Genomic DNA, 10,036 nt, shown 5'->3' on the forward strand with positions numbered 1-10,036 from the left:
TGCTCAGAGCCGATCTTGAGACTTAACCGACAATCCCGCGAACAATGAAATACAACAACGAAGGCCCGAGCAAACACCCTAGCCCGGTGTGGAAGGTCGCCGTCAACGCGCCATAGGGCACCAGCCGCCGATCCGTCGCGGCCAGGCCTGCCGTCACCCCACTCACCGTCCCGGCCAGGCCGCCAAACACCATGGCCGAGCGCGGATTATCCAGGCCCATCCAGCGTGCCGCCATGGGCGTGCCGACCATCACGATGATCGCTTTGATCAACCCAGTGGCAATCGACAGCGCCATGACATCCGACGTCGCGCCAATCGCGGCCCCGGTCACTGGCCCGACGATGTACGTCACCGCCCCCGCGCCAATGGTGGTCATGCTCACCGCGTCGCGGTAACCGAACACCCAGGCGATGCTCGCACCGACAATGAACGGCAGCACCGTGCCCAGCAGCAGCGCGATGACGCCAATCATCCCGGCCTTCTTCGCTTCGGTGGCCTGCACTTCGAACGCCGTGGCAACGATGGCGAAGTCCCGCAGCATGGCCCCGCCCATCAAACCGATACCGGAAAACAGCGACAGATCCGCCAGGCCTTTTTGCCCGCCGGTCATGGTTCCGCCGACCCAGGCCAGTACCAGGCCGATCACAATGGCAATCGCCGAACCGTGGATCCGGCCATAGGTCAAGCGCTTGGACACCACCACCGACACCCACATGATCACGCCCACGAACGCGAACGCCGTGATCAGACCGTTATGCTCCAGGCCTTTCTCGATGAGATCCCACATATCAGCGACCTCCTACAGGAGTGCCGAGCGGCGTGAGCTCAGCCGGTTCATCGGGCAAGGGTTCGCCTTTGTGGGTCCGGCTGATCAGCGCAATGGTGCAGCCGCAGAGCACCACCGAACCAATCGCCGCCAGCACCGCCACCGGGCCACCGTGCAGGGCCGTGACAACGTTCTGCTGCGCGGCCATCGCCACCACCACCGGAATGTACATGGCGCCCCAGAAGGCGACGCCCATCTCGCAGTCCTTGGTCATGCCGCCGCGCTTTTGTGTCCATAACCGTGCGCAGATCAGCAGGATCATGGCAATGCCGACCCCGCCCACGTTGGATTTGACGCCCAGCAACACGCCGAGCATGTCGCCCAGGATCACCCCTGTCAGCGTACAGATCGCCAACAGCGCCACACCGTAAATAATCATTGTTGTAGTCCTCAGAGTGCATCGTCGAAGTTGTTGTTTTTGTGCTTCGCCAGCTTGAGTCGGTGTCTAGGGTTGGCGGCTTCCCTCCTCACGCAACAGCGCCTGCAAGGTATCGAGCCGGGCGCCGTCGAAGGCAATGACGGTGCCCTGCTCGAACACCCGGCGCGCCAGCCCGGTCAGCACCGCGCCGGGTGGCAGTTCGATCTGTAGCCGCACGCCACGTTCGTAGGCGCTTTGCACGGTGCCGCGCCAATCGACCACGCGGCACATGTTAAAGGCCAGGTCGTCGCGCAGAGCATCGGTCTTGGTCACCGGTCGGGCGCGGCTGCCACTGAGATAGCCCAGCGTCGGTGTTTTCAACGGCACATCGAGGAATGCCTGGGCCAATGTCCGCGCCGGGACCTCCAGCAACGGGCAGTGGGACGGCACGCTCACCGCCAACCGGCAGGCCTTGGCGGCGCCCTGGCGGCGGGCCTGCTCAGCGACGAGGCGCATGGCTTCGTCACTGCCGGCAATGACCACCTGGTTATCGGCATTGATATTGGCCAGGTAGACCGGCGTCGTTTCACCGTGCACCTGGGCCAGCAATGCTTCCACCGCCGCCAGGTCCAGGCCGATGATCGCGGTCATGCCATAGCCTCGCGGATACGCTTGTTGCATCAACTCACCGCGCAGGCTGACCAGCCGCAATGCGTCCGCGAACCCCAGCGCCCCGGCCACCACCGCCGCCGGATAGGCCCCGACGGACAGCCCCGCCACATAATCCGGCGCAGACGCCTGCTCCAGTAAGCGAAGGGACGCCGCCACACCGGCGATCAACAGGCACAACTGCACGGCGCGGGTCGATTGCAATGCCTCGGCGCTGTCCAGTTGCAGCACGTCTGCGCCAAGCACATCACTCGCTTCGCCCAAGACCTGTGGCGACAACCCATGGAGCATGCCGACTCGTTGCGCACCCTGGCCGGGGAACACCAACAGGCTGCTCATGCGACCTGCTCCCGCGACGACTGCCAGGGATCACTCACCAGCCGGGCCTGCACGTCATCCTTGAGCAAGACCCGGCGCGCCGATCCCGCCCACTCGCGCAGGGCGATAGCGCCGCAAGGCGTTTGCAATTGCATGTCCACGGCGCATCCCGAGCCATCCAGCTGCGCCAGCAGATCCCTGGCCTGGAGACGATCCAACGGTTGCGGCGTGCGCAGGATCAGGTCCAGGTCGCTGCGCTCGTGCAGCGCCTCGATGCCGCTGGCGAGTTCGAACCCGGCGCTGCCACTGACGCCCCAGGTCCAGCCGCTGGCGTCGAGCAACGGACGCAGTCGGGACAGCGCGTGCAGGGCCGGCATGTCGCGACGGGATTCGACGTGACACAGGTCCTCGGGGCGCACCCGGCGTTTGATCGCCGCCACCGGCATCGACGTGGCGTAACGTTGTTCCCGCGATTGCCCGCGCACGCCCACCGCAACGTATCCCGCAACGGTCATCGCCCTTCGCACCACCACCGGTTGCCCAACACTCAAGGCTTCAACGGCCCAGACCGGCGCATCCGCAGGCAACCGCTCTGGAGCCAGCCCCCAGAGCAGGTCGTGGGCCATGAGGTTGTTCACCACTGCGCTCTCAACAACTGGCGAACCGTGCTGGAGGCCGACCGATGGGGCGCGCCCAGACGGCTGCTCAAGTCCCGAGGCGCCCCGGCAACGTCGTCGATCGCCTGTTGCAGGCAATCGGTGACCCGCGCCAGATCAGCCGCCGTCGGTTGTTCGATCTGCTCGACCGACAGCGTTTCCCACAGCAGGCCCAGACTGGCAAAGCTGTCGATGTCATAGGCCATCGGCGGCACGCTGGCGGCCAGGGCTTCAAGCTCCTCGACGCTGCGCAGGGTCACCCGCGCCGCCGAGGCCTTGCCCATGGCGTGGACCATCACCCCCGGATCACGCAGTGCAATCAGTCGGTTGGCCTGGTAGCCGTGGGCGAGGAACGCCCCGGACATCGCCTTGCCCACCAACAAGCCGATCACCGAATGCCCGGCCAGTCGTGCGCGGGCATAGCTGTCCGCTGCACCAGCCAAGGCCTGATGAATACCGAGGGCCTCTTCGCGCCGGCCATAGGCTTGGCTCGGCACATCGACAATGGCGATCAACGCACGCTTGTGGGAGGCATCACGGTCGGCGTCGATGGCATCGTCCACGGCTTTGGCCAGGCCCCAACCCTCGAGCAAACCGACTTCGCCATTGCGCGCCCGGGGAAAGCGACTGTCGGGATCCGCTACCACCGCCAGCAGGCGCACGTGTTGCCCGCCCAGCGCGACGTCAGCGACTTTCAACGAAGCAGGCAAGCTTTCCAACGGTTTGGCGCCGCAGCTCAAGGCCTCGAACCAGCGCAAGCCTCTCAATGAATACGAGCTCATGAACGTTCTCCCTGATACAGCTGACGAACCGTGGCCGGTTCGATTTGCACGCCGGTGTCCAACCGCGCCAGGCGTTGCAGGAACAGTTCGGCCTGGCCGCTGCGGTGTTCGACGGGAACGCCCAGGTGCAGCAGTTGGCTGACCTGCTGGCGGATCCGCGCCACGTCATCGGCGACGTAACGGTCCACCAGGCCAGTAGCGAAACGCTGTTCGCCGCCGGTCAGGCTCCAAATGAAGGGTCGGTCGCGGGAATCGTATTCGTCGATCCCGGCCTCCTGTTCGATCACTTGTGGGCCATTCAGGCCCAGCCGGGCTTCCTGGGTCACCAGCAGATAACTGCACAGCCCGGCGGCGATGGACATGCCGCCGAAGCAGCCGACACTGCCGGCCACCACGCCGACCACCGGCTGGTATTGGCGCAAATCGACAATCGCCGAATGAATCTCGGCAATCGCCGCCAGCCCGAGGTTGGCTTCCTGCAAACGCACGCCACCGGTTTCCAGCAGCAGTACGGCACGGGTCGGGATGCCTTTGCGGTTGTCCTCGGCGGCCAGCTCCAACGCACCGGCAATCTTCGCCCCGCCGACTTCACCGAGGCTGCCGCCCTGGAACGCGCCTTCGATGGCGGCGATCACCACCGGCAGGCCATCAATGCTGCCCTTGGCAATCACCACGCCGTCGTCGCTTTGCGGCACCACGCCCTGGCGCAGCAGCCAGGGCGACATGATGCGCTGGAAGGGATCGAGCAATTCGCGGAACGTACCGTCATCGAGCAAGGCCTTGGCCCGTTGCCGGGCGCCGAGTTCGACAAAGCTGTGCTTGTTGAGCAGCGCTGCACTGTCAGTCATGGCCGATCTCCTCGAAGCCTTGTTCCAGGCGCAGACGCACCACGCCGGGGGTGGCGCCGAAATCGTGGATGTCGATAGACAAGGCCGGCGGCGTCTGGCCTTCGAACATGCGGGCGAACAGATGCCGCCAGCGTTGTTCACTGCCATTGACCGAGGTCTGCACCTGAATGATCAGCTTGCCCGCCAGCCCGGGTTCGAGCAGCACTTCCAGGTCGCCCGAGCCGACGCAGCCCACCAGCGCCCGGCCCCGTGGCGGCTGCCCGGCGGGGAATTCAAAGGATAAGGTTTCCATCAGTACACTCCAGGGAAGAGGCCAGCGCCGCGCTCGATACGATCAAGGAACAGGCAGGCGGCGAGCAGGTCGGCGGCGCCGCCGGGCGAGGCATTCAAGGCAATCAGTTGTTGATCCAGCGCGTGCAACTGGCGGCGTCCGCCCAGGCTGGCACTGCCACCGGCCTCGAGCACCGCTTTGGCACCCTGTTGCATGGCCTGCAAACCGGGTTCGCCTGCACGGTAGAGCACGCAGGTGTCGGCCAGGGTGGTCATGATCGCCAGCAAGGCATCGAGCCGGGCGTTCTGCTCACCCGCCCCCGCCGCGCGGCTGCGCTTGAGTTGCGGCAGGCCGAGGCCGGTCACCGCCGGGAACGCCAGTTGCGCCTCTTCCCGGGCACCGCGCACGCCGTAGCGCTGGGCGACCTGGGCGCCGTGGCTCAAGGGTTGGGGCGCATAACGGTCGTTGAGCAAAGCCAGGCGTGCGGCGCGTAAAGTGACCTCGCTCGCAACGCTGGATTCAGGTTCCAGTGCCGCAGCGGCCACGAGCAAGCCCAAGGCCCAGATCGCGCCACGGTGAGTGTTCACGCCGCCCGTGGTGACGAGCATCGCGGCTTCGCCCTCACGGCCGATCCGGCCGAGGGCTTCGCGCAATGGCAGGCCGATTTCGCCGCAATCGAGGGCGGCTTCGGCCATTTCCTTGAAGGCAGGCCATAGCGACAGCGCCGAGGCGTGCATCAGGCTCAGGTGCAAATCGGTATGGGCGCCGTTGCCGCGCCGGTCCACCAGGGCAGGTTTGGGCGACAGGTCGGCTTCGTCGATCAGCGCATCCACCGCCATGTCCGCCAGACGTTCGGCCAAGGACAGTTTTTTCGGTTGCAGGTTGAAGGCGTGCATTTACCAGCTCCTGAACTTGTCGGGCGGGTTGTAGAGGCCACCTGACCATTCCACCAGGTCGGCCACGCTCTTGGCCGCAAGCAGCTCGCGGGTGGCGTCGGTGCGACGGATGCCGAGGTCTTCGGGCAAGGCGATCAGCCCTTCGCGGCGCATGCGCGCAGTGTCTTTCGGATCATGGCGCAAACCGATGGCGGTGACCCCGGCCACGGCGGCGATCATCGCCTGGCGTTCTTCCAGGGACCGAGCCTTGTACAGGTAGGCGATGCCTTCTTCGGTGAGCAAATGGGTGACGTCGTCGCCGTAGATCATGATCGGCGCAAGGGGCATGCCGGCTTTCTTCGCCACGTCCACCGCGTCGAGGGTCTCGACGAAGGTCGGTTTGCCGCCCTCCTGGAACGTCTCGACCATCTGCACCACCAGTTTCTTGCCACGCTCGAGCAACGGTGCCTCGCCGTCGCCGTGGCGCATGTCGAGCCAGGCCGGCGTGCCGTGACGGCGCCCCCGCGGATCGTGGCCCATGTTCGGCGCACCGCCGAAACCGGCCAAGCGGCCGCGCGTCACCGTAGAGGAATGGCCGTCGCCGTCCACTTGCAGGGTAGCGCCGATGAACAGGTCCACCGCGTACTGTCCAGCCAATTGGCAAACCATGCGGTTGGAACGCAGCGAGCCATCGCGTCCGGTGAAAAACACGTCGGGGCGGGCAGCGATGTAGTTTTCCATGCCCAACTCAGTGCCAAAGCAATGCACACTTTCGACCCAGCCGCTTTCAATGGCCGGGATCAAGGTCGGGTGAGGATTGAGGGTCCAGTTACGGCAGATCTTGCCCTTCAAACCGAGGGATTCGCCGTAGGTCGGCAGGATCAGTTCGATGGCGGCGGTGTTGAAACCGATGCCGTGATTGAGGGACTGGACGTTGTGCTTTTCGTAGATTCCGCGGATCGCCATCATCGCCATCAGCACATGCACAGGCTTGATGTGGCGCGGGTCGCGGGTAAACAGCGGCTCGATGTAGAACGGCTTGTCGGCCACCACCACGAAATCGACCCAGGACGCCGGGATGTCCACCCGTGGCAGGTCACTGACGTCATCCACCAACTGGTTGACCTGGACAATGACAATCCCGTCGCTGAACGCCGCCGGCTCGATCAGCGCCGGCGTGTCTTCGGTGCTGGGGCCGGTGTAGATATTGCCGGCGCGGTCGGCCATGAAACCAGCCGAGAGCACCACATTGGGAATCAGGTCCACCACCAGTCGGGCGTAGAGCTCGATGTAGGTGTGGATCGCACCGATTTCCAACAGGCCGTCTTCCAGCAACTGGCTGATGCGCAGGCTCTGGGTGCCGGCGAAGGAAAAATCCAGCTTGCGGGCAATGCCGCGTTCGAACAGGTCCAGGTGCTCGGACCGGCCGACACTGGGCATGATCATGTGCAAATCGTGCAGCTTCGAAGGATCGACTTTCGCCAGCGAGCGCGACAGAAAGTCCGCCTGCTTCTGGTTATTGCCCTCCAGCACCACGCGGTCGCCGGGCAGGATCAACGCTTCCAGTGCTGCAACGATCTTGTCGGTGGGCAACACCACACCGTCGGCAAGCCCCTTCACCAGCCCGAGACGCCGCTGCTTTTCGCTGCGCCGCCGCGTCCAGCGCGAGTCGGGGGATATTGTTGTTGTCATGACCACTCCACGGGTTCGCTGTCGTGGGGGTTACCTTAGGAGTGTTGTGGCGAGGGCATCAATCAAGCTCAGCGGCGGATCGTTACGGTTGGAGTAACGGTGGGGAAAACGGACCCAGCCCCCTGTGGGAGCGAGCTTGCTCGCGATAGCGGTGGATCAGTCGACTTTGAGCCGGCTGATACTCTGCCATCGCGAGCAAGCTCGCTCCCACAGGGGAATGGGTTGGATTGGAAATTTGCGGCGACCGCCAAGGGTCAACTCATACTCATCAATTGCCGAACCCGTTCGAGCAGTTCTGCAGCACTCTCAATCAGTTGCGTAAGAAGCGCATCATCTTCATCCATGCAGCCTTCGTACTCGGCAAGGTTGCGCCGCTTATGGCATGGGCGAATAGCCGGACCTGCACTTTGGTGACATCCGCCGTATGAACCAGACACTGAAAGACCAGATAACGCTTGTCCGAACGATAGCCGCTCATCCGTAGCGCCGTAAGGGCGGCGGCATGGGCGGCGTTGTACGCCAGGTCGAATCGACTGGCAAACGAAAGAGACACTGTTTGCGCATCTGTCAGGCGGTCCATTGCAGAACGCATCAAGCCCTCGCATTCCTGGCGATCCGGCGGTTCTGCTTTGAGGCTGCCGCTACGTAACAGATTTTCCAGGCTTTCCTGCTTGCCCATCCTTGGACTCCAAAGGGTCTTCACCCAGCAAGTTGATCTTGTCCTGCTGCGCTACCCGCACCACGAAGCTGTTACCCGCCGCAAATTTTGCAGCCCAGTCCTGGGGCGTGTAGAGCGTAGGGTTAAGAGGACGGCCCAGTTGCTCCTCCAGAGGCATAAGCCGCTCCATCACTTCACTGTAGTGCAGGCCTTCACCGATCAGCATGAGATCTATGTCACTGGATGCATTCGCCTGGCCTTTGGCGATGGAGCCGTAGACGAACGCCCAACTCAACTGCCTGGAAAACGGCTCCAAGGCTTGGCGCAACGGCTCGGCTATCCCCATGGTTTTTTGAACGATGCCCAACAGTTCCGCGTAGATCGGGCAATGCACATTGGCTTGGTAATGGGTTTGATTGCCCTGACGAGTCATCAGCAAAATCCCTGAGTTTTGCAAACGCTCCAGCTCCCGCATGAGACTGCCCTTGCCGACTTGAGCCCAGCGAGCAATTTCATTGGCATAGAAGCTTTGATCCGGTTTACCGAACAACAGGCCCAGGACCCGTTGCTGAGTGGCCGTGAACAACGCATCGCTTAGAGAGAGGTGATTCATGGTAAAGGCTATAAGTCCCAAAAAGGGAACGATAGGTCCCTTTTTGGGACTTATTAAGTTGGGATTGGCATTTAACGTAGCGCCCGGCCTTTTTGGGAGAGACAGGGGTATGTGGTTGGGTTCGAGTTCTGTAGCGAGGGGATTTGTCCCTGCTGGGCTGCGCAGCAGCCGTAACCTGAGCAGTCTGACATTCCGAGAACTCAGGCTTGGAGGCCGCTGCGCGGCCCAACGGGGATAAATCCCCTCGCCACAAGAACGCGTTCAACTTTAGCGCGGGTCGACAATATCCAGCGCCCGATTGGCCAGCAACTGACTGAGTTCGATCATCTGCTGGATGCCCAGGGCAAAATGCCGGGGCGAACCCTCAAGGTCGAAAGCCAGCTCGTTAATCATGACATTGGCGGAGGCGAGGGTTTCGCTGAGGTTGGCCAGGAGGCATTCGCTGTCGAGGTCATCCACGACAGTGAACAGTTGGCCTGGAGGTTGTTTCTTTTGGGTTTGAGGTTTGGGGTCGAGATAGAAGCTCAGGGCACGTTCGGCGGCTTCATCAAGCTTTTGCGGATCAAGGCCGGCGTGGCCTGATGAGGAGTCGGTTTCGGGAGGATTGGGGGTGACCTTGAACATAGGGGTGACACTCCGTTTACTGGTTGGAGCTGCCACGTTCGTTTCCAAGCGAATGGGTGGCAGCCGTACGCAGGTTGGAAAACCGGGGTAAACGAGCCCGGCAGACCCGAAGGCCTCCCGCGCACAGCCGCCATAACGAAAGCAAGGTCAAAAAACGACCGTCAGCATACGTTATGAAGGGCGCTTTTGCGCCGTCTACTTCGGGTTTCCAAGCCCGATCGCTGAATTTGCAGCGACAGGAAAAGGTTAGCGACAGCCCTTCCCACCCGGCAACCGCCAGAGTTCGTCGGAAAAATCTGCTTGAGTCAGGAAGTTTGTCCGACCATTCCCACAACCTTGGTCGGCTGTCAGGCCGCCATCGCGAGCAAGCTCGCTCCCACACAGGTTTTTGGTCGTTTATAAGATCAGTGTCCACCGCCAATCTTGCGGGAGCAAAGCTTGCTCGCGATGGCGGTGGCTCTACTTGCATCAATACTGAATGTGCCGCCGCCTTCGCGGGCAAGCCCGCTCCCACATTGGTTGGAATTGAGTACACCCGGGCGAACAGGTCGGCTATAAGGCCGCCTCGCGAGCAAGCTTTGCTCCCACAGGTCCAGCCCAAACAGGTCTGATTGGTAAACACCGCCCGCAAGAGCCAGGCCGGCTATAAGGCCGCCTCGCGCCGGACGTTGATCTCGGCGCCCCGTTAACCACGCTGGCCGAACGCAGGCATTGTGGAGTGGGCATCCCGGCATGGATGCCGGGATAGCCGCGCTGGGCCATGGATGGCCCTTCGCGGCGGGCCCACGGAGCAATGCCTGCGTTCGGGCATGCCGAGCCTAGGCGAGGCACCGAGTGGTGGGGCAA

At 63.0% G+C, this 10,036-nt stretch carries 11 protein-coding genes and 1 pseudogene; all 12 read right to left on the minus strand.

The features are described from left to right. Positions 1-22 precede the first annotated feature (22 nt). Positions 23-787: a malonate transporter subunit MadM gene (gene madM / locus LOY70_RS27955; RefSeq protein ID WP_123343684.1), complete on the minus strand. Its 765-nt coding sequence runs from the start codon at positions 785-787 to the stop codon at positions 23-25. 1 nt (position 788) lies between these two features. After that, positions 789-1,205 (minus strand): malonate transporter subunit MadL, encoded by a 417-nt coding sequence (gene madL / locus LOY70_RS27960; protein ID WP_063323980.1) that lies wholly within the window; start codon positions 1,203-1,205, stop codon positions 789-791. 66 nt (positions 1,206-1,271) lie between these two features. Further along, positions 1,272-2,192 (minus strand): malonate decarboxylase subunit epsilon, encoded by a 921-nt coding sequence (gene mdcH, locus LOY70_RS27965; protein WP_265031858.1) that lies wholly within the window; start codon positions 2,190-2,192, stop codon positions 1,272-1,274. Further along, entirely contained in the window at positions 2,189-2,812 is a 624-nt protein-coding gene (locus LOY70_RS27970; RefSeq protein ID WP_265031860.1) for a malonate decarboxylase holo-ACP synthase, read from the minus strand. The genes mdcH and LOY70_RS27970 overlap by 4 nt, the downstream gene beginning before the upstream one ends. Next, positions 2,806-3,609, minus strand: a complete 804-nt coding sequence (mdcE, locus tag LOY70_RS27975) for a biotin-independent malonate decarboxylase subunit gamma (RefSeq protein ID WP_265031861.1) — start codon at positions 3,607-3,609, stop codon at positions 2,806-2,808. Before mdcE ends, LOY70_RS27970 begins: the two co-directional genes overlap by 7 nt. Then, entirely contained in the window at positions 3,606-4,457 is an 852-nt protein-coding gene (locus LOY70_RS27980) for a biotin-independent malonate decarboxylase subunit beta (protein ID WP_265031862.1), read from the minus strand. The genes mdcE and LOY70_RS27980 overlap by 4 nt, the downstream gene beginning before the upstream one ends. Then, positions 4,450-4,749, minus strand: a complete 300-nt coding sequence (locus LOY70_RS27985; RefSeq protein WP_123416166.1) for a malonate decarboxylase subunit delta — start codon at positions 4,747-4,749, stop codon at positions 4,450-4,452. Before LOY70_RS27985 ends, LOY70_RS27980 begins: the two co-directional genes overlap by 8 nt. Continuing rightward, the gene (locus LOY70_RS27990; protein ID WP_265031864.1) at positions 4,749-5,624 is read right to left on the minus strand and encodes a triphosphoribosyl-dephospho-CoA synthase; all 876 of its coding nucleotides are present in this window, start codon (positions 5,622-5,624) and stop codon (positions 4,749-4,751) included. Before LOY70_RS27990 ends, LOY70_RS27985 begins: the two co-directional genes overlap by 1 nt. Beyond that, positions 5,625-7,295: a malonate decarboxylase subunit alpha gene (mdcA, locus tag LOY70_RS27995; RefSeq protein WP_265031866.1), complete on the minus strand. Its 1,671-nt coding sequence runs from the start codon at positions 7,293-7,295 to the stop codon at positions 5,625-5,627. It abuts the gene before it with no gap. A gap of 254 nt (positions 7,296-7,549) precedes the next feature. Further along, positions 7,550-7,974 (minus strand): annotated as a pseudogene (locus LOY70_RS28000) (hypothetical protein). Continuing rightward, entirely contained in the window at positions 7,937-8,566 is a 630-nt protein-coding gene (locus tag LOY70_RS28005; protein ID WP_265038216.1) for a nucleotidyltransferase domain-containing protein, read from the minus strand. The pseudogene LOY70_RS28000 and the gene LOY70_RS28005 overlap by 38 nt, the downstream one beginning before the upstream one ends. A 267-nt stretch (positions 8,567-8,833) precedes the next feature. Next, the gene (locus tag LOY70_RS28010) at positions 8,834-9,190 is read right to left on the minus strand and encodes a DUF6124 family protein (RefSeq protein ID WP_265031867.1); all 357 of its coding nucleotides are present in this window, start codon (positions 9,188-9,190) and stop codon (positions 8,834-8,836) included. Positions 9,191-10,036: the final 846 nt, after the last annotated feature.

Origin of the sequence: Pseudomonas sp. B21-054 (assembly GCF_026016345.1) — a bacterium.
GTDB lineage: Bacteria > Pseudomonadota > Gammaproteobacteria > Pseudomonadales > Pseudomonadaceae > Aquipseudomonas.

What these genes read in the sequence shown, in the direction of transcription:
- madM (WP_123343684.1), bottom strand. Translation starts at nt 787, where the DNA reads ATGTGGGATCTCATCGAGAAAGGCCTGGAGCATAACGGTCTGATCACG.
- madL (WP_063323980.1), bottom strand. Translation starts at nt 1,205, where the DNA reads ATGATTATTTACGGTGTGGCGCTGTTGGCGATCTGTACGCTGACAGGG.
- mdcH (WP_265031858.1), bottom strand. Translation starts at nt 2,192, where the DNA reads ATGAGCAGCCTGTTGGTGTTCCCCGGCCAGGGTGCGCAACGAGTCGGC.
- mdcE (WP_265031861.1), bottom strand. Translation starts at nt 3,609, where the DNA reads ATGAGCTCGTATTCATTGAGAGGCTTGCGCTGGTTCGAGGCCTTGAGC.
- LOY70_RS27980 (WP_265031862.1), bottom strand. Translation starts at nt 4,457, where the DNA reads ATGACTGACAGTGCAGCGCTGCTCAACAAGCACAGCTTTGTCGAACTC.
- LOY70_RS27985 (WP_123416166.1), bottom strand. Translation starts at nt 4,749, where the DNA reads ATGGAAACCTTATCCTTTGAATTCCCCGCCGGGCAGCCGCCACGGGGC.
- LOY70_RS27990 (WP_265031864.1), bottom strand. Translation starts at nt 5,624, where the DNA reads ATGCACGCCTTCAACCTGCAACCGAAAAAACTGTCCTTGGCCGAACGT.
- mdcA (WP_265031866.1), bottom strand. Translation starts at nt 7,295, where the DNA reads ATGACAACAACAATATCCCCCGACTCGCGCTGGACGCGGCGGCGCAGC.
- LOY70_RS28005 (WP_265038216.1), bottom strand. Translation starts at nt 8,566, where the DNA reads ATGAATCACCTCTCTCTAAGCGATGCGTTGTTCACGGCCACTCAGCAA.
- LOY70_RS28010 (WP_265031867.1), bottom strand. Translation starts at nt 9,190, where the DNA reads ATGTTCAAGGTCACCCCCAATCCTCCCGAAACCGACTCCTCATCAGGC.